The organism is Bacillus paranthracis (genome assembly GCF_001883995.1).
Classification (GTDB): domain Bacteria; phylum Bacillota; class Bacilli; order Bacillales; family Bacillaceae_G; genus Bacillus_A; species Bacillus_A paranthracis.
The window spans coordinates 715,218-739,738 of record NZ_MACE01000049.1; the positions used below are offsets into that span (position 1 = coordinate 715,218).

The following is a 24,521-nucleotide window of genomic DNA, read 5'->3' on the forward strand; positions in this document are numbered from 1 at the left end:
ATCACCATCTTATTGAAATACTTTCTTAAATTGTTTTCCTATTTCATCTTGTTCTTTCTCAACTGTTTTCCAATCAATATGTAATACTGGAATCTCTTCCACATTTGGTCTATTTTCCGCTTTTATATCTGTTCTACCGGGTAATAAATACGCTTTAGAAATTTGTTTTTGTACATCATCTGATAATAAATAATCAATAAACTCTTTTGCACCTTTTACATTTTTACTATCCTTCATAATACCTGCTGCACGTGGGCTAATAACTGTTCCGCTTTTTGGATAAACAATATCAACTGGTTCACCCTTTGCTTTTGCACTGTACGTCATATAATCAACACCCGCAATGACCATATCTTTTGCTCCTGTTACAACTGGATCTAACGCTTCTTGGTTTGCCCCTGCTACTGTAACTTCATTTTTCTTAAGCTGTTCAAATAAATTCCATCCATCTTTTCCATTCTTTTTCACATATCCTGTCACAAAGTCTAAAGCTGAACCTGAAAGTGCTGGATCTGGAAGATTCACTTTCCCTTTCCATTCTCCTTTTGTTATATCGCTCCAATCTTCAGGCGCTGTCTTCACATTTTTTGTGTTATACACAATTCCTAACGCTGAAGCACTATATCCAAAATAATGTCCTTTATCATCCGACCATTCAGAACGAAGCTTATCAGCTTGTTTCGCTTCTTTATAAGCTAACGTTTGTCCATCTTTTTTTAATCCTTCCATCGCTGGTAAAGATGCAAGTACGACTACGTCAACGACTGGATTTTTCTTTTCGGCTTCCATTCTCGCTAAAATTTTACCTGTTGTTCCTTGAAACATTTCCACTTTTATACCCGTTTTCTTTTCAAAGTCCTTTTGAATTTTTTCTGCTAATCCTTTTGGTCCTGCACTATATACAACAATCTTCTTTTCATTCGTAGTTTTACTTTTTGCATCTGCATTACCTGTCTTTGAACTACATCCTGTTACTACGGCAGAAAATAATAAAGTACATACAAATAACGACTTAAGCGAACTGAATTTCTTCATACGATTCTCCCCCTATATGATGAATACATTTTTTCGGTACATATAACGATACTGGCTTTCCGATGCTTATCTTACTATTGTGATAAGCTGTCCATATTCCGAGTGTCCCCATATTTACTTTCACTTCATAACGCTCTCCTACATATGTAACGTGCTGGACTTCACCTGTATACATTTCACACACTTCATTTTTTGTCCAGCTCACATGCTCTGGACGAACCATTTGTTTACCCTCTACAAGCCAATTTGCCTTACCAACAAATTTTGCAACAAATTCATGAGATGGCTTCACATAAATATCTTCTGGTGTTCCTTTTTGTAATACTTCTCCTTGTTTCATGACAATAATTTGGTCTGACATTGACATAGCTTCTGTTTGATCGTGCGTTACATACAATGCCGTTAAACCAATGGAATGAACGATATCCATAAGCTCTAACCGCATTTCTTCTCGCAAAATTGCATCGAGTGCACTGAGCGGTTCATCAAACAAAATGAAATGTGGCTTCGTTACAATTGCTCTCGCAAATGCGACACGTTGCTGCTGTCCGCCAGAGAGTTCATGCGGATATCTTTTCTCCATCCCTTGCAAGCGAACTCGCTTTATTGCCTCTTCTACTTTTTCCCGTAATTGATTCGTTTGCTTTGTAGCTTTTAACCCAAATGCAACATTTTCAAATACAGTCATGTGTGGCCATAAAGCAAAATCTTGAAATACCATACCGATATTACGTTCATGAGGAGATGTTTTTATTTTTTTAGAAGAAGAATACATGCACGTATCTCCAAAATATATTTCACCTTTATCTGGCTCTTCCAGTCCTGCAATCATTCTGAGTAATGTCGTTTTCCCGCATCCCGAAGGGCCTAACAGTGTGGTGAATTCACCTTGTTTCATCATAATTTGTAACGGCTTTAACGCTTGTACTTTTCCAAATGATTTTTCTAATCCACTAATTTTAATATCCATCGTTTCACCTCTCTCCCCTCACTCTTAACCTGCTTTCATTCTATATGGAAGATTTATACTGAATGTTAATGTACTGTAAAGATTAAATTAAAAAACTTCTAATAAACTATTTATTTCTATAGATTTTTTCTATAGTTAGAAGAAAAAGGGGCAACTTGCCATGAATCTCTTAAAATTAGAAATTGTAGTGCTTATTAAGAAATACAAAAAGCTCACGATTGTTGCAGAACAGCTTGGAGTTAAACAACCTACTATTACATTCCATATAAAAAGCTTAGAAGAGGAACTCGGTGTACCTTTATTTGAATTACGTTCTGGAAGATATTTCTTAACAGAGGCTGGTGAGGCATTGCATCATTATGCTTGTAAAATAGATGCGCTTATGAAAGAAGCTAGGCGAGTCACGCAAGAGTTTAAAGATTTTCATAAAGGAGCTATAACAATTGGCGCTAGTTATGTACCAGCGACTTATCTTTTACCAGAAATTGTTCATCAATTTCAATGTGAATTTCCAAATATAAAAATAACACTCATGGTAAAAACAGCTCCTGAAATTCGAACGATGCTACAAAATCATGAAATTGATCTCGGTGTAATTTCAGCAGCACCGTTTGATGAATCACTTTTAAAACAGACGAATGTAATGCCTGATACACTTGTTCTTGCTTTCTCCAAAGAACATCATTTTTCAAAAAAAGAAAATGTATCATTACAAGATATCGAAAAGGAACGCATATTACTACATCGTAATCCATCTACAACGAGAGATTTACTTACAAAATGGATGTTAGCTCATAATATTACATTCCAATCAGAAATTGAATTAGATTCATTAGAAACGATGAAACAAATTTTAAAATACGGTAATGGGGTTGCCTTTATTTCTAAACTTGCTATTGAACAAGAAGTACAACGAAATGAACTACGCTACATACCCATCCCTGAATTTGAATTTCAACGTAACATTTATACGATTCATCATGAGGACAGGTGGAATTCTAAAATTATTTCTTTTTTACTACATAACATCACTTCTTATGCAACAAAAAATTAAAAGACTGTCGCTTTACACGACAGTCTTTTAAGCTATAACTCTATTTATTTTTCTTCGCTTCAATTTTTGCTTGCGCCTCTTCAGCCTTATCTAATGCTTCTGAAACTTTTTTCTCTTTTTCTTTCACATCATCTATACTATCGACAGCTTTAATAAGTTTATCAATTCCTTCTTCTTCTACTTTTCTCCGCTTTGCTACTCTTTCATTTACTTTCTCTTCTACATCTTTTGCTTTTTGAAGCATATTCTCTGCATTTGATGTTACAGCTGTTTCAAGTGCATCGTCTTTTTTCATTTGTAACACTTCATTTGCAATGTCTTTCGCTTCTAAATACTTACCGTCTTTTAATGCTGTTGCTCCATGATCCATTTTCTCAGCCATTTCTTTATATGATTTCGCTTCATTTCCTGATTTCTCTTTTTCTGCTTTTTCAAACCACATTGTTGCATCACTATATTTTTCATCTTTCAATGATTGCATACCTGTTTCAATATATGTGTCATAATTACTACATCCAGCCATTACAACTAATAGAAAAAGCATAACAAAACTTAATTTTTTCATGCTGTTGTCTCCTTTTCTTTGCCTGCTCACTATACTGTAACATACATGAAAAAGAGTTTCAAAAACTAAAATACTAATTTGGTCATTTTTATTATTTTCTTGTTTTTAAGCCGACACATCCACTTGTTTTTTCGCCATATGTTGCCTTACTCCAACTAATACAACTAACAATAAACCTCCGCCTATTGTCATCATAACAATGCTAGTTGGTAACATATCTAATAATAACCCATATACAATCATACCGAGCGGTGCGATTGCAGTCGCAATTGTTTCAAGTAGGCCAAACACACGCCCTAAGTAGCTCGGGTCTGTCGTTTTTTGCATATGTACTTGCATCGGAATGTTTACAATCATAATTGCTATACCCGTTAACATCATAAATGCAATATAGTAAATAAAACTCGCTACTTTTGGAATAATAACTAACAACGGAAAGACTGTACATAAACTTAAACCTGCAAATAAAAACAGTCCAGTGTAAATAGAACGAAACGGATTATTCACTTCTTTACGCACTGATAAAGCAATCGCACCCATTAGCATCCCGACTGCTAACATTCCCTCTACAGTTCCGAGTTGCTTTGAAGATAAATGCAATGTACGTATGATAATGTATGGCAGTGCAACGGTTAGCCCACAAGCAAAAAAGTTTACCCACAATGCTATTTTCATTAAACCATATATTTCATGTTGTCGTTTTACATATGAAAAACCTTCTTTTATACTCGTCAAGAAATGCTCTTTACTCTCAGCCACTTCTTTTTTATATAAATCAAATACAATAAATAATTGCAAAATAACCGCTAAAAAGAACGTAATACTATTTAACAAAAAGAACGACTGAATTGAAAAGAAACCAAATATTACTCCGCCAATAATTGGTCCTAAAATATTTGATAAAGAAGCTGCCGTTTGATTTAAAGCACTCGCTTTTTGAATACGCCCCTCATCTACTAAATTAGGAATAGACGAAGTTAATGCAACAGAATAAAAACTTGCACAAATTGATAATAATGCTGCTGAAATATAAATAAAAAGAAGTGATGGTCCAAATATAGTAGCAAGAATAAACATAATAAGCATCGTTAAACTACTTAATAAATCTGTACCGATGACAAGCCATCTTCGACTCACACGGTCAGCTACAGCACCAGCAATTGGTCCACAAATCATCCGTGGAAGTGACCCGCAAACGAGCGTAGTAGCAAACCCCATTCCTGAACCAGTTGTCTTTAATACGTATAACCCCATTGCGAACGTATAAATACCTGCGCCTAATAAAGACGTCATTTTTCCAATCATCATTAAAATGATATTTCTCGTTGCAACCTTCATTCTTGAATCTGTTTGACCTATACTTACATCTTCCATTCTGACACTCTCCCTTTAAAAGTTAAATTGTGTTAAACTTATTATATAATCAACTTTCCAATTATTACAACAAAAAAGTTTAATTGTATTTAACTTTTTAATTATAAAGGAGCTACAATATGGCAACTCTCGGCGAAAAAATTAAAGCATTACGAAAAGAAAAAAAACTTACACAAACAGAGCTAGCAGGTTCGGAACTGACAAAAAGCATGCTTAGTCAAATTGAAAATGGAAAAGCTACACCTTCGATGAAAACATTACAATATATTGCAGAAAAACTTGAATGTGAACCGAGCTTTTTATTAGAAGAAGATGAAGGAAAAATTGTAGAACTCATTCAAAAAATGGAGCCACTAATAAAGGCAAATGGCGATGAAGTATACAAAACTTTACTACCTATCGTTCAAACAGATTTACCTCCAACTTTAAATACAGCACGTTTATATAAACAGTTCATAACTGGAGCAGCTGTTATGAACGATTATAATATTGAATATTACGTTGAAACCGCTGTTTCTATATTTGAAAAATATACTTTGTATCGCGAAAGTACTGAAACGAAACTACTGTTTTACTATATGCTCTTCAAGCAGAAAAAATATAAAGAATGTTTACAGATGATCGCCACAATTCGCGACGAATATAAAACGAAGAATTTAGAAATGGATCTTATTACACATATACAATTATATTTAAAAGAAGCAATTATTTTACTCGCATACGGCAATTATGAAAAATGTGAAAAAGTCATTTTAGATGCACTTGCATTTTCAAAAAAACATCAAGTGTATTATAAAACAGATGAATTTTATCGCATTTTATCTTATCAAAAAATCATCACAACTGATAAAGAACAATATTTATATTACATAAAAAAATCGGAGCAATTTGCCATTTTTACAGAAGATACTTTATCCGCTGCAAATATAGATATATTAAAAGCTTATTACTACAACACTGTTACGAATGAATATACAATCGCATTAGAACATCTAGAACAATTTCGAGAAAAACTAAAAAATGATCCAATTTTCCAAGACGACGGACTGTATTATCTTGAAAAAGGAAAATCTTTGTATGGTTTAAAACGTTATAAGGAAGCTTTGGAAGCATTAAAACACGCTACCATACCAGATTATATGAGTCATCCACTTGATCAATCGTGGTTATTAACAGCTGGATCTTATCGTGCCCTTTGCTATATAGAACTTCAAGATAAAAAATCTGCCTTAAAAGAGGCAAAAGAAGCCGTTCAAACAATAGATAGCTATCCTGATTCGATCTTCTCTTCATTTATTAAAGAAACATTACAAATAATACAAAAACTTTAAGAATGTCTCGAAATGGTATATTATTCCTCTTTTTTAGCAAAGATAATAATGATGGGAGGAATATAAATGAATATTCAACGTGCAAAAGAGCTTTCTGTGTCAGCAGAGCAAGCGAATGTTAGTTTTCAAGGCATGCCTGTTATGATTCAACACGTCGACGAGAGCAATGAAACCGCCCGCATATATGAAGTAAAAAACCCAGGACGCGAATTAACAGTTCCAGTTAATAGCTTAGAGGAAATATAAGAAATGCCACTTCATTTTTTTGAAGTGGCATTTTTCTTTTTTTAGATTACTTATTATACATTTCCTCTATCTTCTATTTTACAGAAGCTGAAAAAATAAGAATTTTCTACTTCTTTTCTTTTTGTGACCTGCTAAAATACAAACTATGGATTAATTATTCACACTATACATTAAGGGGGAAAAATAATGGCATCTAATGTAGAAAAAAACAATTCTTATTATGCAGTTATATTCACTTCCAATTTATCTAATGATACAGCAAATTATAGTACAGTTGCCGATAAAATGGAGGAACTCGCAAAGCAGCAACCTGGATTTCTAGATGTAGAAAGTGCGCGAGATCATTCAGGGCTTGGAATCACAATTTCTTATTGGGAATCACTTGAAGCAATTGAAAATTGGAAACAGAACGTCTTACATAAAGAAGCGAAAAAAAGAGGTCGTGAGCAATGGTACGAAAACTTCCACCTACGTATCTGCCTTGTTGAGAAAGAATTTAAGTTTCATAGAGGTACTTTGTAGATATGAAGAAAAAATTAGCTCTCATTGCTGTTCATGAAATATATGGTGTGAACGATCATATGCATCATGTTACCGACCACTTCACTTCATCTCATATAGATGTATTCTGTCCTAATCTGCTACAATCACAACATGCATTTCCTTATAGTGATGAAGAAAAAGCATATCATTTTTTTATGAATCATATTGGATTTGAAGATGGAAAAAAGCAAATTGAAACATTCATTACTCATCTTTCTAGTCGTTACACACATATTGGACTTATCGGCTTTAGTGTTGGTGCTACCATCTCATGGCTATGTAGTAACAATCCGAACATAGATTTTATTATCGGATGCTACGGTTCCCGTATACGTGACTATATTCATATGAAACCAACATGTGCTACCTTACTTATATTCCCTGAAAAAGAAGCTAGTTTTTCAGTATCCTCTTTCATTCAAACATTGCAGCAACAAAAAAATCCTTTATTAGAAACACACCAACTACACGGTGAACATGGTTTTCTAAATCCGTACACTGAAAAATATAACGGGCACTCTACAAATCAAGCATATAATTTAATAGAGTCATTTCTTGTAAAAAACACTCTTATAAAGGAGATGTAAATGACACTTACATTACTCTTACTGATTTTCATGCTCATTGCCTTTTTCTTAGCGCTAACTATCATTTTTGTAACCGTAAAAAAGGGGGAGTTTTCCAAACGTCCCTACTTACAATCTATTATCATTTGCATTTTATTTTTTACAAATTGGATTTTATATTTATCAACTTTTTATGCGTTACTTCCCGAGAAAATTAGCGAGTTCCTATTTCTTCCTATTTGGTTTTTCCTTTGTATATTAGGTTTTATCACTTTCTGGCGCGAATGGAGAAACAACCGTGTGTTCTCCATATGTATCGGTTTTCTTTCCTTTATTAGTTTTTTATTTGGGTTATTGTTGTTAGTTCTTTCGGGGATGTGACTGTTATAAAGAGGATAAAAATCCTCTTTATAACAGTTTTTTTCGTTCCATAACGAAAGGAATTATTAAATAAAGAGCGTAAGCAATCACCATCCAAATTGTAAATGACATGATTTGCTGTGAGGATAATTGTGAGAATATGTTAGAAGAATTATACAAGATATAAGAATCTAAAGTTAAACCGATTGCTGTACCACATATACCTAACTTAATAACTGCATATTTTGTAGTATCTAGTCTTTTGTATAACCACATTACAAAGTATAAAGCTATCGCTGTTCCTAACTCAAGAAACGTCAATTGTAAAAAAAATCTATTTGAAGTGTATTCTAATAAAACAGAAGAACCGAAAATAATGAAGAACGCTGAGGCAAAAAACCAAACGCCGATAGAAAATAAAATAGTGAGCCAAAGTTTATTATTCACTACCATTACCTCCCTTTTGTAGCTCTATGAACTTTTCCAATAACAGGTGCAACTCACCATATACTTTGTCGCTAGAAAAAGATGGATTGAATAAGGCTTGCAATGCCAATCCATCAATTAATGCATTACATAAAATGCTCCACGTTTCAGTTGAAATTTGAGATGTCGTTGTATCTCCTATTTTTTTATTTAACACTCTTGTTAATTGTTGGTTTTCATAATGTAACAATCCACCAATTTTATTTTTCATCGCATCATTTTGTAATCCACTAGCTACTAATTGAAAAAACAAATGATGATACATTGAATCTTTCACACATCTACTTTCGGCAGACTGCAAAGCCTTTTCTAACTGTACATCCTTTCCTATTTGTTCCCACGACGCTTTACAAAACGATTCAGTTACTTCAAGTAATAATTGATCTTTCGTTTTAAAATGATAATATACGGTACCTTGAGTAACTTGAGCACTCTCTGCAACTGCTTTTAATGTCAACTTTTCCATCCCATGCTCTGCAATAATTTCTTTTGCTGCTTTTAGTAACTTCTCTTTATTAACAACATTCGGTTTTGCCATTTCTATGCCCCCTTTTAAGTTAGTTGGATAACTAACTTAAATTATACAGAAAAATCAGATAAAATAAAAGGAAGAAAAGCCAGCATTCAACTTTTCTTCCTTTTATGTTTACCTTTAGCTTTCACTGTCACTGATTCACAAGGTGTATAATATATTTGAGGTGTCGCCTTATCAACAAACATCATAAACGTAATAAAGCCGATAATAAAGAAAATAAACAACGTTAACAAAATTGCTCCTATCGTTAAAAGTATCATAACACCACCCCTATATTTTTCATGTTATTACACTTTTCGCTATTATATGAGCGTAATCCTTTTTAGAAAAAGAAACGTAACAAAATAATCACAATCACACCAGTTAATACTGTACCTAATAAACTACGAGTATATATCGCTACAAGAAATGTTGGAATTGCTGCAATCAAGTAATCCCACTGCATCGTGTCATGCATAAATAAAACTTGCGCTAAAAGTGCTGCTAATATCGCGATTGGTATGTAATTTAACCATTTTAAACCCCAGTCTGGAATTTGTAGTTTGCTAAATACGAGTAGAGGTAAAATACGTGGCACAAGTGTGACAGCTCCCGCTGCTAATAAAAGTAATAATACGTCTAGTCTCATTTCCATTTTTCAATCACCACTCCAATCGTCGCAGCTAGTAATGTTGCGATAATAACCGCTATACTATCTGGCATAAATAAGTGTGAAACGTACGCAATTATAATCGCTACAATTGCAACAGTAAGGTGAATTGCCAGTTTCGGTTTACTACTTATGAGCTGAAGTACAAATAACCCGATAAACATTGCTGGTAATGCATAATCCATGCCATATGTATGCGGATCTGGTATCCACTCACCAAATAGCCCGCCGATAATAGTAGCAAGAATCCAATTTAAATACGCTGTTACGTTAAGACCAATCATCCATCTTTCACCTAAATATCCTTTTTGCGCTGCATGCTGCACTGCAACACCGAACGTTTCATCTGTAATTTGCGAACCGATTAGTAAGTTTTTAAATAGAGGCAGTTTCGTAAAGTACGGCGCAAGCGCAGCACTCATAAGAAGGTGGCGCAAATTAACAAAAAATACGGTAAAAATAATTGCGGAAGCAGGAGCACCAGCTGCATACATACCAGCTAATATAAACTGAGCAGAACCTGCATAAATTAAAGTGGACATAAACGCAATTTCAATAATGGAGAAGCCTGCTGTTTTTGCAATTACACCGGCTGCTATACCGATGCTTAAATAACCAAATACAGTTGGTAAACAATCTTTTACTCCTTGCTGAAATGTATCATCGCTTTGCAAAGCTACATGTGCCTGAGCTTTACTCATCCGTATCATCCTCCATTCCTTCTAAAGTTCGTTTTCCTGTTACGACATGAACTAAATCTATATTTTCACGCCACAATGTATCTAACTTATCAGCTCCAAATTCCTTCGTAATTTCTTCAACCATAATATCGTGCCGCACATACTCTGTAGCAACGAGAACTAGAGCTGGGTCATACGTTGTAACAGCCCATGAAGTGCTATCATTTGAGAAGTTCGCAATTAATACTTCTTCTCCGTCACGCGCAATTACAGTTAAATGACCACCCATTCTCTTTTCAACAACGTGAGGCGTCATATAATTATGGTGAAACGTCGCTCCTATTTTTGTTTCTGGAGCGCCAAATAAGATTGAAAATATATGTACTCCTTCCTCTTCCTTTTGATGAATGTATGGTTCAATTTCATGCACTTGATCTTCCCATACAGAAATCCATAACTCTTCCTTCGCTCTATTAATTATATTGCATATTTCCTTCAAAACACGATTATTTGAGCGAATATGCGAAATTACATCTATTTGTCGCTCTTGTTCTAAACCATTTAATTTCTCATCTAAAAATTCAAAGGACTTTTCAAAGTCTTTTCGCATTCGATTCATTAATTCAGTAGCTGGTACTGGTACATATTTAACTGGTTCAGAAGGTACAATATGTACTGCTCCTTTATCCATTAACTTACCGAGTACCTCGTAAATCATAGAACGAGGTACTCCTGTTTGTTTACTCACTTCATAACCTGTTACTGGGGAATGTTTTAGTAGTCCAATATACGCTTTACATTCATACTGGGAAAATCCTAACTTTTGTAATTCCTTTATAATTTCATCCATCGGTAACCCCTCGCAATCTAGATTGCTCTAACTTCAAAACGACGATTTTGCTTCCCTTTACTTTTTACTTTATCAATAACAAGTGTTCCTATTTCACTTGTGTTTTTTACATGTGTGCCTCCACAAGCTTGTTCGTCTAAATTTTCAATTGTAACAATGCGGATTTCTTGTATAGTAGCTGGCAGGAGGTTTATTGCTGTTTTAATCATTCCTACAGCATTTTCTGCTTCTTCGCGGCTCATATAACGAGTGGAAATTTCTTTATTTTGTTCAATAAGTTTATTCACTTCCTTAACAATTTCTTCTACTTCCACGCTCGATAACTCTTGTAACTCATTAAAATCAATACGTGCTTTGTCAGGATAAATTTGATTTCCAGTGCATAGAGCTCCATATTTTTCATAAACGACAGCTCCGATAAGATGCAGTAAAGAGTGATGACGCATTAAATTATGACGTCTTTCCCAATTAATCTCTAATTTAACGGGACCTAATTTTACTTGAGCGCCATCTTTTATATAGTGAACTATTTCTCCCTGCTCCTTCTTTACCTTTTCAACTTCAAATACAGACCCGTCTTGTACAATGACACCCGTATCACATTCCTGCCCTCCACCAGTTGGATAAAAAACTGTTTCTTTTACAAATACTTTATTCCCTTCTACTTTTATCACTTCTGTTTCGCAACTCGTTTTGTATGCATCTTCTAAATATAATGCCGTTGTCATACTCTCACCTCTTTAGTAGTTATAGTTATACCTACTAATATAAAAAAGAAGCTCCGTAAAGTCAATTGATAATTCTGAAATTTAAAATTAATAAAAGACTCCTTTATTAGGAGTCTCCTATCTCAATATTTCATTCGCTTCTTTTTCATAAATTTTATCAAATGAAGTCATAACGCGTTGTGATGCTGAAATCATTCTTTGATCCGTCATAAGATCAGCCATCTCTTTCGTCATATCTACATTTGAATTTTCTAGCATATAATTTTTTACTGTCCCTACTCCGTTCGGTAAATCAGCAATGTTCCCTTCTGCTAGAGTAAAGCTTTTGTTCTCTCTTTGGATTAGACGATTATTCGCTTCTGCACCTACTGTTTTTGTTTGCAAGCGAGCAATATTGTTTTGTGTTACTGCATCATATAACGTACCGTCTGCTTGTACAGCTACTTTTGCTCCTTCTGGAATACGAATACGTTCATTATTCTCTCCCATTACGAAAGCGCCTGAAGTTGTTTGTAAATAACGATCACTATTTAATGTAAAACTACCGTCTCTCGTTAAAAACGTTTCATTATTTTTAGATGTAACGAAAAACGAAGCTGTGCCAGCAGTTCCGTCATCTAAAAGGAAATCTGTATCACTATTTGTCATTTGTATATTTCCTTGTACTAAGTTCACATGCGTTGCGGCTGGTACTACAGCGTAATCGACCGAACCGATATTTGTTACAGCCCCATCTCCGCGGCGGTATGTATCTTGTACATCAAATACTTTAGAAGTCATATTTTCTGCTTTAAATCCTGTCGTTTGAGCATTTGCAACGTTATTCGAATGAACATTAATGCGCTGCATGTAATTCATCATACCCATAGAACCTATATAAAGACCGTTCATACTCGTTTGAATAAGGCAGTTGCCTTATCCTTCACCTCTTTTCTATGATGTTTGCAACATTTGTTTCGCTAAATGTTCAGCTGTAGCGATATGAATATGTTGCTTCACGTCTTGTCCGTCTGTCATTAATACAATTGGAGCTGATGATACTGCTGGAATTTTTAATAATTCACCACTACTCGCTGTTTCATCAAATTTCGTAAATACGATACCATCAATATGAATATCTTTAAAGTTCGTAATGATTTCAATCATATCTTTACTTTTCATCGAAGCTGATAACGTTAAACAAATATAATCTGGCTCTACTTGTCCCATCGTTTCAATCATTTCTTCCACTGTTTCTGACGCACGATAATTTTTTCCAGCTGTATCAATTAAAATATAATCGACGCGCGCTTCTTCTTTAAAATACGTAAGCGCTCTTGTCATTGCAGCTTCATCACGTACAGCGATTACTTCAAATCCAATTGTCTTTACGTAATCTTGCAGTTGCTGAACTGTCCCAATGCGAGAATGGTCGGTCGTAATGAAACCAACCGTTTTTTTCTTACCGTGAAACTGCCACGCCATTTTCGCAAGTGTCGTCGTTTTTCCAACACCAGTTGGACCGATTAATGCAATTGTTTGTACTTCTTTTTCAAATACGTTTTCTGTGTTGAAATGAGATCTCATATCTTCCAATATATATTCGATCACTTCTTCTTCTGTAATCATCGTTGCATTCTCAAACTTCACTTTTAGCTTTTCAGCATATGCATGAATGAAGTATTGTTCTACATCGTTTTGCTCTAGCATGCGAATTACTTTTTGAATAATAAATGGTACAGATTCTTGCTTTTCTTTTTTTACAACTACTTCTTCTTTCTTGACAGGAACGACTTTTTTCACAGCTTTTTGCTTTTTCGTTACTTTCGTTTCTTCCGTCTGTTTCACAACGACGATTCCTTTTTCAAACAGCTTTAATAGTTTCTCTTTCTTTCTTGCCCATTCTTCACTATTTCCTGTTTGCATCGCCGCGTATGACATAGGAGTCGTCACGTTTTCTAAATTATGCAGTACCGATTGAATTCCGTTCGCCTTCATGATTTGTTCTGAAGGATCATTCACAACATCCATTAATTGTTCATGAAATTGAGCTGTACCTTCGTTCACTTCTTCCTGTTTTTCTTCAGGAAAAGCAACTAACATTTCATAATTCTTTTTCCAAAAAAACGGGATATTTCGTTTTACACTTTCATCGACAACGTAATAATAATCTGTACCATATTGGTCAAATAACTTTCGATACAATTCATTTTTCGAAGCTGCTTTTATTCGCATTAACGCTTCTTTCTTTTCTGTACTTTCCATTACTTCACCCCCTACTATTCAATATAGGCAATTTGATCTACAACAATTTCTGGTGCTAATTCGCTAATACAAAGTACTTGCGCTTCTACTTGGTAGCGCTCAAGAAGTCTTACAATCGCAAATCTGAAATCTTTTCTACGCGTTAATAATACTGGTTCTCTTCCCATTAACCTCGCTTGTTTAAATACGCGTTGTACTTGCTCAACGACTCGCGTTTCTAGATCTAAATCCCAGTTTAATAAATAACCTTGATAAGAATTGTTCACAACGTCTGCGTCTAACTCAATTGTATCTGAGAAGAGCGCCGCATATATTTTACCGTCAAGATTTTTCGCATTTTCACAAATAACTTTTGAAATACATTCACGGACGAATGATGTTACACCGTCAACATGATTTTGATAAATTTCTTTTCCGTCAATAATACCTTCAATAATGGTTGGTAAATCACGAATAGAAATACCTTCTTTTAGCAATTGCTTAATAACATTTTGAACAAGTGATAAGTCAATTTCTTTCTTCTTAATCTCTTCTAATAAAACGCCGTTATCATTTTCAAGCGAGTTAATTAAGTCTTTTACATGTTGACGCTGAATTAACTCATGAAGATTACGTCTAACGACAACATCTAAATGCGTAATTAATATGCTAAGTGGCTCTAATACTTGATAGCCTTTCATTTGTGCATCTTGTACCATATGCTCTAAAATCCAATATCCATCCTCGCCAAAAATTGGATCTTTCGCTGGTTCTGCATCTAAATCGGCCATTACATTCGGTGTTTTCAGTGCTAATAAGTACCCTGATTTTAAAACACCTTCAGCTGCCTTCGCACCTTTAATACGAATAATGTAACGTCCACGTGGTCTAAAACTCGTATTATCTTTAAAGTTAATTCCAGGAACGTTAATACCAAGGTCGGTAATAATCGATTTCCTCATAAGAACAACTTTATCACGAGCTGTTTCCCCGTTAATTTTCTGCTTTACAAGTGCTGCTAAATCTAAACCTAGTTCTACAATAATTGGATATTTATCTGTAAATACGCCAAATGAATCTTCCACTTGTTGCAATTGCTCATCTTCGCCTTGAATCATTTCTAATTCTTTTTGAAGCTCGTCTTCTTTTTCTTTCTTCATTCGGTTTTTATTTCGAATTCCTAAGAAGATAATTGTTCCACCAACGAGTGCGAACGGTAGAAATGGTAGCGGAGTAAAAATACCCATTGCGATAAATAAACCGCCAAGCGCATATACAACGACTTCATGCGCTAATAACTCTTTAAAGATACCTTCCGTTACTGTATCCGGTGAACCGTCAAATACACGCGTTACAATAATACCTGTTGAAATCGCAAGCATGAGCGATCCAATCTGGTTTACAATTCCGTCGCCGACAGTTAACTGTGTGTAATGAAGAGCAGCTTCACCAAAGCTCATTCCTTGCTGCATCATTCCGACAATTAAACCGAAAATGATGTTTACGAATAAAATGACAATCCCGAAAATAACGTCCCCTTTAATGAACTTCCCGGCACCATCCATCGCCCCGTAAAACTCTGTTTCCATATTTAATTTTTTTCGTTTTGCTTGTGCATCTTTTTCTGTAATAATACGCTGGTTTAAATCTGCATCGATCGACATTTGTTTCCCTGGTAAAGAATCAAGTGTAAAACGTGCTGCTACTTCAGCTGTACGAGATGCACCGTTTGCAACGATAAACTGGAATATGATTAGTACTGTAAAAATAACGATACCAATTAATAAGTTCCCGCCAATTACGAATTGACCGAACTCTTCAATAACATGACCCGCATTTCCGTTTGTCAAAATCGCTCGCGTCGTCGATACGTTAATCGATACGCGGAAAATCCCGATTAATAACAACATCGTCGGAAATGACTTTAATTCATCCCACTCGTTAATACTTGTCGCTCGCATATAAATAAGCACTGACATACTTAGTAGAAAAACGATAATGATATCAAGTATAAATGGTGGAAGTGGAATTAAGAGCGCCACTACGAATGACGCTGCTAAAAAGATAGAAAAATAGGTTCTTGCAGAATCTATCTTAAACAAAGAGATCTCCTCCAAACGCGCTATTATACTTCAAGTTCGTTCGTTTGAATTAAATAGCGCATAACTTCAATTACAGCTACGTATAAATCTTCTGGAATCGTCTCATCTTCCTCGACTTGATAATATAAAGAACGAGCAAGCGGACGGTTTTCCACCATTGGTATTTCTTGTTCACGGGCAAGTGTTCGTATATATAATGCGAGTTCATCTTCCCCTTTTGCAACGACAATAGGTGCTGCATCAACGTGTTTATTGTACCTGAGTACGACCGAAATATGGGTCGGGTTGTTTACAATAAACGTTGCGCCATCCATCTTCTTCGCAATTGTTCCTTGCAATATGGCATGCATAAAGTTTTTTCGTTTTCCCTTTACTTGCGGGTCCCCTTCATTATCTTTATGCTCTTGTTTTACTTCTTCTTTTTTCATCTTAATATCTTGTTCGTACTCCCATTTTTGATATATGAAATCAATAATAGAAAGAACGATTAATATAATTAAAATAGCTAAAAAGATAAATTTAATTTGCCTTATAATTTCAGTAAGTGACGCAGTCCAATTAAATCCAATCATACTCACGATTTTCTCTAAATTCTTTTTAAATAGCACATAAGCGACGTAACCGATTAATCCCATATAAAACAGTGATTTCAAAATATCTACTAAACTTTTACGACTAAACAACCTCGTAAAATAGTTTTTCGGGTTAATACGCGAAGCTTTCGGCTTAATGACTTTAGAAGAAAATAAGAAACCGACTTGAATCATATAATTGAATAAATGAAAAGCGTATACGAGTATTAATATCGGAGCTGATACTTTTAGTAGTAAAATCCCCATCATATAAAAATACTCGGTTGAATCTGTATTTTTTCCAATTTGATCAAACAGCACCGATACAGAATTGGCAATCTCAAACCCTAGCCAATCTCCAAAAAAGTAAACGACAACTGCTAACACAAGTATGGAAAATAAATTATTTAAATCTTTACTCCGGGCAATATTCCCTTCTTCACGCGATTTCTTACGCTTCTGCGGGGTGGCCTTTTCTGTTTTATTATCCTTTGCCATGAGCGTCCCCCTACTTCGTTAAGAAAAAGTTAAATAGTTTCGTATATTCCTCAAGCAATACATCCGTCATATTTTTAAACACATAACCGAGCATCGGTACACTCATCGCAATAAACAAAATACCACATGTAATTTTAATAACATACGCATTCATAAAAACGTTTAATTGCGGAGCGTTTTTTGCGATTAAAATTAAAACAAAGTTAATGATGAATAAGCTTCCCATGAGCGGAAGAGCAATTTCAACCGCTGATGTAATCGCAAATAATAACGTTGCGAGTAGACTATCTAAAAAACTAGTCGTCAGCAATTTTGAAATCGCCTCTGTATATTGAAACGACTTTAAAATCGTGGCAACGAAATAATTAATGCCGCCAAGTGAAATAAAAATAATGAGAAAAAATATATCAAAAATGGTTGATAGTAAAGTAGACTGTGAACCTGCGTTTACATCAAACAAACTTGCTTGTGATAAACCGATATCAAAGTCTAAAATATGCCCGGCCATTTTCGGAATGTTCCACAGCATTTCTACAATTTTTGAAAGTGATAATCCAATTACAATTTGCGTACCAGCATAAGCTGCAACGTCCCAAGTTGTCTTTATGTGAGAGACATCAACTTGATCGGCAACAGTAATCGAAAGAGCAAGTCCAAATGTAACCTTCGCCATTGCTGGAATGGAACGTCCAGAGAAAAACGGTAAAAAATATAAAAATGAAGTAATGCGGCAAAACGCAAAAAACGTCGCCGCCCATAATTCCATATTCATTTCAGTTCCCCTATCTTAGTACGAACGCAATAGCGATGGAATTTTATCAAATAAATCTAAAATAAGCGTCGTTAACTCTTGAAACATCCACGGACCTAAAATGATAATAACGAGTACAATACTCGCCATTTTCGGTAAAAACGTCAGCGTTTGTTCTTGAATTTGCATCATCGCCATAATGACAGCGATGATAATAACGACAATCATACTAACACCGGCAACCGGCATTAAAATCATAACCCCTTTATAAAAAAAGGTTTGAAAAATATCTATAATTGGTGACGTATTCATTTATATGACTCCTATCACATAGCATCAAACGCTTCAGGCGACCGTTTTAAACATAATGTCGACGATTTTTGTATATCCACCTAAATATACGAAAACGAGTATTTTAAACGGTAAACTTAAAATCATCGGCGGTACCATCATCATCCCGAGGTACATTAACAGTGTACTAATAATCAAATCTATAAATACAAACGCTAAATAAATGAACATCCCTGTTAACAATCCCTTTTGAATTTGCGTTAACGTAAAGGATGGTACGAGCGTAAATAAGGATAGATCCTTTAAATCTTTCGGCAACTCTTCTCCGCGCACTTTCAGCATCATTTTTAAATCATGCTTATACGTATGCTTTGACATATACTCTTTCATAATCGGCGCTGTCGTTTCCGCAGCTTGACTTACTGTTATTTTCTCTTTTGTCATCGGATCCCACACATCGCTCTTTAGCTGCCCAAGAACAGGCTGCATAGTAAAGAGTGATAAAAATAAGGCAAGTCCAACGAGCACTTGGTTCGGCGGTAAATTCATTACCCCGAGTCCTTGACGTGTAATCCCAAGAACGATCATAAAATAAGTAAAATGTGTAAATAATAGAACGATAGATGAAGATAATGATAAAAGGGTAACGAGCGCAAATAACTGTACACTTGAGTTACTCGTAAACTCTTTTCCATTTTCGAAATTAATAAAACCGTTTTGGGTTGCATACGCTGGATTTACAAAAATAATTGAAAAAACGATAGAAAATACGAAAATAACGGCTAATAACGATAACTGTTTCTTTATTCTCATGATGGATCCTCTACTTTTTTCGTTTCACTCTTCACCGCGTCTTCTAGCGCTTGTTGAAACTGATTTCCTGTTCCTGTTAATTGCACAGATTGAACACCGTTATTACTAATAACAGTGAACACTTGTTTACCGTCTACTTCAAATAAAAAGGCGCTCGTTTGATGATTTAAATACACACCGTCTTTCACTTGAATGTGGCCATTTTCACCTTGTTTAAAAAACTGCTGTTTGCGCGTCTTTTTCGTCATATAATAGGCACCGTAGCCGAGCGCACCAAACAGTAAAACGACTTGAAATAAGGTCGTCATATACGACATATGACTCCTCCTCTACTCTTTATCTTGCATTTGACTTTGCGCTTTCATAAGCGCAGCTTGCTTCTTGTCAGCTTCAATTTCAGAAATGATAATACCGAACTTCTCGTCCATTACGATCGCTTCCCCGATGCCAACTTTCATATTACTTAAATACACATCTACTTTATGTCCTAAGTTTTTCTCTACTTCCAGAACATCGCCAACTTTTAACTCTTTCACATCACCGAGCGTAATAGATGCCTTTCCAAGCTTTACACCAAGTTCAATCGAAATATCTGAAACAGTATCAATATGTGCTTTACTTGCTTCATTTCGCTTTCCTGCAAAATCTTCTAATCCCATTAATGACACAGGAGATACTTCATGCTTCATATGGATCCTCCTACTCTACAAAACTTTTAAATAAGAGCGCCTTACGCGTTCCATCTTTACCAATAAAACAATTAAATTTATGTTTTCCATCTACATAACCAAGTAATTCATCTGAAACTTTCGTACGGAGCGGAATAATATCGCCTTCTTCAATTTGTTCAATCTCACCCATCGTCATCTTCTGCTCACCAATCGCAACGTGAACAGGTTTGTACACTTGATTTACTTTCACTTCCACTTCAGACGTATACTTCTTACGTTTATCTGAAGAATGTTCGACAATATTTTCAGATGTTAACTTATCCATAATTTCTTCAACAGATAAGAACGGAATTCCGATACGCACTGTCGTATTCCAAAAATCCGTTTTCATATTTACGTTTAGTAATGAAATAATATCACTTGCTGTCGTAATCTTTAATGCATTCGGATCTGTCTCTGTCGTTACAAATTTCGGTTCAATCGCAACAACGCTTTCAAATGATTGCTCTAAATTTTTACAAAGAAGCGTAAATATATTATCAAGTGTTAAAAACTCAAATGCGGTAAGTGGTCTGCGCATCGTAAAGTTACGCTTACTATCTCCGCCAAGCCAACATTCATGAATATAAATAACGAATGCTAAATCAATCTCAATAACAATTTCCCCAAGCTCTGGAAGGCCAAGATCAATAACGCAATATAAATAGTAATCTTTCGGCATTTTCTCCACATACTCACTCGTAAACGGAACTTGCTCAACCGTTGAAGGCTCTAGCTCAATCGGAATACGCATACGCGCTGACAACGTCTGTGACGTCTGTTTACCAAATGTAGAAGCAATTGCTTGCAAGCTACGTAAATGCTCAACACCGAACTTCTCCGGTCTATTAAAATCATACTCTTGAAATTTCTCTTGCTTTCCTGCTTCTTGTGCGAAAGCTGGCATTTCCTCGCCTTCATTAACCGCCTTCAGCAGGGCATCAATTTGCTCTTGGCTTAATTTTTCGCCACTCATGACAATCCCCTTCCCTACCTTTTCAATTCAACGATTTCAACGTACATCTTCCCGTTTTTCGTCAAAATCTTTCCGGTTCCAATCTCTTCATTCTCAAGCATAAGACGTACCGTATTTTTCGTTGAATTTTCAAGACGATACAATGTACCTTTCGTAATATGAAGCAAATCTTCAATTTTCTTTTTCGTATTTCCGATTTCAAAATAAATTGTTAACGGAATATCATCTTGTAATTTCAAATCTAGCCAACTCCCATATCATGTTCACGAAAATTTCATGTTCTCTCTATATATGAAACTTCTTATTTTGAAACGTCGATATTTAATATTTTTTTAATATATCCTTGCGTTTCTTTAAATGGTGGTACGCCTCCGTACTTTCTCACATTACCAGGACCTGCATTATAAGATGCAAGCGCTAGTACGAGATCGCCGTTATTTTTCTTTAAATAACCGCTTAACTCTTTCACGCCGCCCTCAATACTTTCAGCTGGTGAAAATGGATTTTTTATACCCATCTCTTTCACATTCGCTGGCATAAGCTGCATAAGACCCTTCGCACCTGCATGTGACACCGTTTTCGGATTAAAATCAGATTCTACTTCAATCATTTTTTGAATTAACGTTTTCGGAATTCCGTATGTATGACTTACACGATCTATAATATCCTCATACTTCCCTTCATTGGAAGAACGTATTTTTTGAATATTATACTTCTTCGTTAATCCCCACGTATCAGCAGCCTCATTTTTCGTTTCTGGGAAACGTCGTTCAAACTCTTTTTGTGCGACTTGCACTTCATCTACGTTCTTCGTTTCAGCCTTTTCTTCCGGCTTACTCGCTTCCTCTACTTTATGAATAGATTGTTCCGGTTTATTTACGACCGTTTCTATTTTTGTAGATTGTACCGGCTGACTCATATCCTCTACCTTTGCCGGCTGCGTAGTACCCTTCGTCTCCTTCGCAGGTTCACTCTGCAACTTCTCTTGAAAACGACTACTAACGAATGCCTGTGGACTACTTAGCTTTTGCTGAATTTGTCCTTTCTTATATGCAAGCACTTCTTTTACTATATTTCCAACTATCATAATATCACCTTTTCGGTAAACAAAGATAATCTAATATTAGAGTTTTTTTTTAAAGTTTGCAATAATCCTTTTAATAATATTGTAATAAAAAAATGAATATATTGTTAAACTGTTATTTTTTTATATTTATTAATTCGAATTTTTAGTTGACACCCGCTATGACAGGGATTACAATAAATCTCGAAATTGATTTTTTCGCATATTACCGTTTTTCAATTTGCAGAAAAGTCAATATAAAAAAATGGGGGTTCTTAATCATGAGAATTAATACAAACATTAATAGCATGCGTACACAAGAGTACATGCGCCAAAACCAAGCTAAAATGAGTAACGCTATGGACCGTTTATCAAGCGGTAAACGTATCAACAACGCTTCTGACGATGCAGCAGGTCTTGCAATCGCAACTCGTATGCGTGCACGTGAAAACGGTTTAGGAGTAGCTGCTAACAACACACAAGACGGTATGTCATTAATCCGTACAGCTGACTCAGCAATGAACTCAGTATCTAACATCTTACTTCGTATGCGTGACCTTGCAAACCAATCTGCAAATGGTACGAATACAGATAAAAACCAAGCAGCCTTAAATAAAGAATTCAATGCATTAAAAGAACAAATTGATTATATCTCAACAAATACTGAATTCAACGATAAAAAATTATTAGATGGTTCAAATAGAACTATCGCAATTCAAACATTGGATAACGCTGATACAAACAAACAGATGAATATTCAATTAGCTAACGTTTCTACAGAGGCACTAAAACTTAATAAATTAGATATTGAAGGCACTTCTACAGAAACTCTTAAAATGACAGATGCAGATATTACTGCGCTTGGTACTGCACATACTGATACAAAAGCTGCTGCTGGTAAATTAGCTGCTATTGATACAAATTCTGTTGCTCCTAAAGACTTAACTGATGCTATCGCTAACGTAGCAAGCTTTAAAGCAGGATTTGAAAAAGTAAAAGGATTCTTAGGTTCTAAGGAAGTCGAAGGTATCGAAAAAGCTTTAGAAAACTTTGATGCTCCTGGTGGTCAAACGCTTGTTAATGCAAAAGCAATTGGTGCTGCACTTACAACGGATACAGCTGCATTTAAAAAAGATAGCACTTATACAAAAGAAACATCAGATGCTTCTACTGCAATTGCGTCAATTGATGCTGCATTAGAAAGCATTGCATCTAACCGTGCAACTTTAGGTGCTACATTAAACCGTCTTGACTTTAACGTAAACAACCTGAAGAGCCAATCTTCTTCTATGGCTTCAGCTGCTTCTCAAATCGAAGACGCTGACATGGCGAAAGAAATGTCTGAAATGACTAAGTTCAAAATCTTGAACGAAGCTGGTATCAGCATGCTTTCTCAAGCAAACCAAACTCCACAAATGGTTTCTAAATTATTACAATAAGCCATTTGAGTTAGTTTCATGAATAAACCTCTCTGCTTGCGGAGAGGTTTATTTTTATAAAAAATTCCTTTTTTTGATGGAAGAGAGCATCTGCTGTGCATAGAAGCGGTTAGTGCTTATCTTGATCCCCTCTTATGTTCAAACACAAACAGTAAATAAGCATAAGCCCCTCTATCCTTCCATAACTGTTTATTAGATTAAAAGATACTGACTATATCAATCTATAAGGGGTGTCTATTATGCGTATTGGTACAAATGTTTTAAGTATAAATGCTAGGCAATCGCTATATGAGAATGAAAAACGTATGAATGTTGCGATGGAGCATTTGGCGACTGGTAAGAAGTTAAACCATGCGTCTGATAATCCAGCTAATGTTGCAATTGTGACTCGTATGCATGCACGAGCGAGTGGTATGCGTGTGGCGATTCGTAATAATGAAGATGCGATATCGATGCTTCGGACAGTGGAAGCTTCTCTTCAAACTGTGACGAATATTTTACAGCGTATGCGTGATTTAGCTGTTCAATCTGCTAATGGTACAAATTCAAATAAAAACCGTGATTCACTAAATAAGGAGTTTCAGTCTTTAACAGAACAAATTGGCTATATTGGCGAGACGACTGAGTTTAATGATTTATCCGTGTTCGACGGCCAAAAACGTCCTGTTACGTTAGATGATATTGGTCATACAGTAAATATAACGAAACACATTCCCCCTTCCCCTACACAACATGACATCAACATTTCAACAGAACAAGAAGCAAGAACGGCGATTCGTAAAATTGAAGAGGCTTTACAAAATGTATCACTTCATCGTGCTGATCTTGGGGCTATGATAAATCGTTTACAGTTTAATATTGAAAATTTAAATAGCCAAAGTATGGCCCTAACAGATGCTGCATCTCGAATTGAAGATGCGGATATGGCGCAGGAAATGAGCGATTTTTTAAAGTTTAAATTGTTAACTGAAGTTGCACTTAGTATGATTTCACAAGCAAATCAAATTCCGCAAATGGTTTCCAAGTTACTACAATCTTAAAAAAATCATCTTCCTTCTTTGAAACGATTCCATACAAAACAAAAGGGAAATACATATAAACTATGTATCTC

The 24,521-nt window shown here is 35.3% G+C and carries 30 protein-coding genes and 1 pseudogene; 8 read left to right on the forward strand and 23 right to left on the reverse strand.

Features of this window, described 5'->3' with window-relative positions:
- Positions 1-9: 9 nt before the first annotated feature.
- Both BAQ46_RS20660 and BAQ46_RS20665 read right to left on the reverse strand, forming a co-directional pair.
- Positions 10-1,035: an ABC transporter substrate-binding protein gene (locus BAQ46_RS20660; protein ID WP_000714696.1), complete on the reverse strand. Its 1,026-nt coding sequence runs from the start codon at positions 1,033-1,035 to the stop codon at positions 10-12.
- Positions 1,013-2,005, reverse strand: coding sequence for an ABC transporter ATP-binding protein (locus BAQ46_RS20665; protein ID WP_000351824.1), 993 nt, complete (start codon positions 2,003-2,005; stop codon positions 1,013-1,015). Before BAQ46_RS20665 ends, BAQ46_RS20660 begins: the two co-directional genes overlap by 23 nt.
- 160 nt (positions 2,006-2,165) lie before the next feature.
- On the opposite strand from BAQ46_RS20665, the gene BAQ46_RS20670 reads away from it, so the two are divergent.
- Positions 2,166-3,059: a LysR family transcriptional regulator gene (locus BAQ46_RS20670; protein WP_001050629.1), complete on the forward strand. Its 894-nt coding sequence runs from the start codon at positions 2,166-2,168 to the stop codon at positions 3,057-3,059.
- Between the two features lie 40 nt (positions 3,060-3,099).
- Here the strand turns inward: BAQ46_RS20670 and BAQ46_RS20675 are convergent, their stop codons facing one another.
- Together BAQ46_RS20675 and BAQ46_RS20680 are read right to left on the reverse strand one after the other, a co-directional pair.
- A complete protein-coding gene (locus BAQ46_RS20675; protein WP_000736430.1) occupies positions 3,100-3,624 on the reverse strand; it encodes a DUF4398 domain-containing protein in 525 nt (174 codons plus the stop codon).
- A gap of 105 nt (positions 3,625-3,729) precedes the next feature.
- A complete protein-coding gene (locus BAQ46_RS20680) occupies positions 3,730-4,998 on the reverse strand; it encodes an MFS transporter (protein ID WP_071742641.1) in 1,269 nt (422 codons plus the stop codon).
- A gap of 119 nt (positions 4,999-5,117) precedes the next feature.
- On the opposite strand from BAQ46_RS20680, the gene BAQ46_RS20685 reads away from it, so the two are divergent.
- The 5 genes from BAQ46_RS20685 to BAQ46_RS20705 all read left to right on the forward strand — a co-directional run bounded on the left by BAQ46_RS20685 (position 5,118) and on the right by BAQ46_RS20705 (position 8,065).
- Positions 5,118-6,329: a helix-turn-helix domain-containing protein gene (locus BAQ46_RS20685; RefSeq protein ID WP_071742642.1), complete on the forward strand. Its 1,212-nt coding sequence runs from the start codon at positions 5,118-5,120 to the stop codon at positions 6,327-6,329.
- A 66-nt stretch (positions 6,330-6,395) separates the two neighbouring features.
- Entirely contained in the window at positions 6,396-6,575 is a 180-nt protein-coding gene (locus tag BAQ46_RS20690) for an H-type small acid-soluble spore protein (RefSeq protein WP_001025740.1), read from the forward strand.
- 186 nt (positions 6,576-6,761) lie between these two features.
- On the forward strand, positions 6,762-7,097 hold the full coding sequence (locus tag BAQ46_RS20695; RefSeq protein ID WP_071742644.1) for an antibiotic biosynthesis monooxygenase family protein: 336 nt from the start codon (positions 6,762-6,764) through the stop codon (positions 7,095-7,097).
- Positions 7,098-7,099: 2 nt separating this feature from the next.
- Positions 7,100-7,705, forward strand: coding sequence for a dienelactone hydrolase family protein (locus BAQ46_RS20700; protein ID WP_071742646.1), 606 nt, complete (start codon positions 7,100-7,102; stop codon positions 7,703-7,705).
- Positions 7,706-8,065: a hypothetical protein gene (locus tag BAQ46_RS20705; protein WP_071742648.1), complete on the forward strand. Its 360-nt coding sequence runs from the start codon at positions 7,706-7,708 to the stop codon at positions 8,063-8,065.
- Positions 8,066-8,092: 27 nt separating this feature from the next.
- Here BAQ46_RS20705 and BAQ46_RS20710 read toward each other — a convergent pair whose 3' ends face one another.
- The 19 genes and pseudogenes from BAQ46_RS20710 to BAQ46_RS20800 all read right to left on the reverse strand — a co-directional run.
- Positions 8,093-8,491: a DUF5367 family protein gene (locus tag BAQ46_RS20710; RefSeq protein WP_048551753.1), complete on the reverse strand. Its 399-nt coding sequence runs from the start codon at positions 8,489-8,491 to the stop codon at positions 8,093-8,095.
- A complete protein-coding gene (locus BAQ46_RS20715; RefSeq protein ID WP_071742652.1) occupies positions 8,484-9,068 on the reverse strand; it encodes a TetR/AcrR family transcriptional regulator in 585 nt (194 codons plus the stop codon). The genes BAQ46_RS20710 and BAQ46_RS20715 overlap by 8 nt, the downstream gene beginning before the upstream one ends.
- A gap of 86 nt (positions 9,069-9,154) precedes the next feature.
- Positions 9,155-9,325, reverse strand: a complete 171-nt coding sequence (locus tag BAQ46_RS20720) for a DUF3951 domain-containing protein (protein ID WP_000602230.1) — start codon at positions 9,323-9,325, stop codon at positions 9,155-9,157.
- Between the two features lie 62 nt (positions 9,326-9,387).
- Positions 9,388-9,699, reverse strand: a complete 312-nt coding sequence (locus BAQ46_RS20725; RefSeq protein ID WP_000425940.1) for an AzlD domain-containing protein — start codon at positions 9,697-9,699, stop codon at positions 9,388-9,390.
- Positions 9,690-10,415, reverse strand: coding sequence for an AzlC family ABC transporter permease (locus tag BAQ46_RS20730; RefSeq protein WP_016717083.1), 726 nt, complete (start codon positions 10,413-10,415; stop codon positions 9,690-9,692). Before BAQ46_RS20730 ends, BAQ46_RS20725 begins: the two co-directional genes overlap by 10 nt.
- Entirely contained in the window at positions 10,408-11,244 is an 837-nt protein-coding gene (locus BAQ46_RS20735) for a TrmB family transcriptional regulator (protein WP_071742654.1), read from the reverse strand. The genes BAQ46_RS20730 and BAQ46_RS20735 overlap by 8 nt, the downstream gene beginning before the upstream one ends.
- A gap of 17 nt (positions 11,245-11,261) precedes the next feature.
- Complete coding sequence (locus tag BAQ46_RS20740; RefSeq protein ID WP_000205384.1) at positions 11,262-11,972, reverse strand: alanyl-tRNA editing protein; 711 nt, start codon at positions 11,970-11,972, stop codon at positions 11,262-11,264.
- A 117-nt stretch (positions 11,973-12,089) separates the two neighbouring features.
- Positions 12,090-12,863, reverse strand: coding sequence for a flagellar basal-body rod protein FlgG (locus BAQ46_RS20745; protein WP_001013955.1), 774 nt, complete (start codon positions 12,861-12,863; stop codon positions 12,090-12,092).
- Positions 12,864-12,905: 42 nt separating this feature from the next.
- Positions 12,906-14,216, reverse strand: a complete 1,311-nt coding sequence (gene flhF, locus BAQ46_RS20750; RefSeq protein ID WP_000446210.1) for a flagellar biosynthesis GTPase FlhF — start codon at positions 14,214-14,216, stop codon at positions 12,906-12,908.
- A gap of 14 nt (positions 14,217-14,230) precedes the next feature.
- Entirely contained in the window at positions 14,231-16,297 is a 2,067-nt protein-coding gene (gene flhA / locus BAQ46_RS20755; RefSeq protein WP_071742655.1) for a flagellar biosynthesis protein FlhA, read from the reverse strand.
- A gap of 23 nt (positions 16,298-16,320) precedes the next feature.
- Positions 16,321-17,367: a flagellar type III secretion system protein FlhB gene (gene flhB / locus BAQ46_RS20760; RefSeq protein WP_001030104.1), complete on the reverse strand. Its 1,047-nt coding sequence runs from the start codon at positions 17,365-17,367 to the stop codon at positions 16,321-16,323.
- Positions 17,368-17,377: 10 nt separating this feature from the next.
- Positions 17,378-18,139, reverse strand: a complete 762-nt coding sequence (locus tag BAQ46_RS20765; protein ID WP_001055694.1) for a flagellar biosynthetic protein FliR — start codon at positions 18,137-18,139, stop codon at positions 17,378-17,380.
- A 15-nt stretch (positions 18,140-18,154) separates the two neighbouring features.
- Complete coding sequence (locus tag BAQ46_RS20770; RefSeq protein WP_001098085.1) at positions 18,155-18,430, reverse strand: flagellar biosynthetic protein FliQ; 276 nt, start codon at positions 18,428-18,430, stop codon at positions 18,155-18,157.
- Between the two features lie 33 nt (positions 18,431-18,463).
- A complete protein-coding gene (locus BAQ46_RS20775; protein ID WP_071742657.1) occupies positions 18,464-19,222 on the reverse strand; it encodes a flagellar type III secretion system pore protein FliP in 759 nt (252 codons plus the stop codon).
- The gene (locus BAQ46_RS20780) at positions 19,219-19,539 is read right to left on the reverse strand and encodes a hypothetical protein (protein WP_000121176.1); all 321 of its coding nucleotides are present in this window, start codon (positions 19,537-19,539) and stop codon (positions 19,219-19,221) included. The genes BAQ46_RS20775 and BAQ46_RS20780 overlap by 4 nt, the downstream gene beginning before the upstream one ends.
- Before the next feature lie 12 nt (positions 19,540-19,551).
- Entirely contained in the window at positions 19,552-19,911 is a 360-nt protein-coding gene (locus tag BAQ46_RS20785) for a flagellar motor switch protein FliN (protein ID WP_000680011.1), read from the reverse strand.
- A gap of 10 nt (positions 19,912-19,921) precedes the next feature.
- Positions 19,922-20,908: a flagellar motor switch protein FliM gene (gene fliM, locus BAQ46_RS20790; protein WP_048551736.1), complete on the reverse strand. Its 987-nt coding sequence runs from the start codon at positions 20,906-20,908 to the stop codon at positions 19,922-19,924.
- Between the two features lie 14 nt (positions 20,909-20,922).
- Complete coding sequence (locus BAQ46_RS20795) at positions 20,923-21,147, reverse strand: flagellar motor switch protein FliN (RefSeq protein ID WP_000775712.1); 225 nt, start codon at positions 21,145-21,147, stop codon at positions 20,923-20,925.
- Positions 21,148-21,230: 83 nt separating this feature from the next.
- Positions 21,231-21,995: pseudogene (locus BAQ46_RS20800) on the reverse strand (lytic transglycosylase domain-containing protein); the annotation flags it as partial.
- 257 nt (positions 21,996-22,252) lie between these two features.
- On the opposite strand from BAQ46_RS20800, the gene BAQ46_RS20805 reads away from it, so the two are divergent.
- Positions 22,253-23,410, forward strand: coding sequence for a flagellin N-terminal helical domain-containing protein (locus BAQ46_RS20805; protein ID WP_071742661.1), 1,158 nt, complete (start codon positions 22,253-22,255; stop codon positions 23,408-23,410).
- A gap of 239 nt (positions 23,411-23,649) precedes the next feature.
- Positions 23,650-24,450, forward strand: coding sequence for a flagellin N-terminal helical domain-containing protein (locus BAQ46_RS20810; protein ID WP_071742663.1), 801 nt, complete (start codon positions 23,650-23,652; stop codon positions 24,448-24,450).
- Positions 24,451-24,521 lie beyond the last annotated feature (71 nt).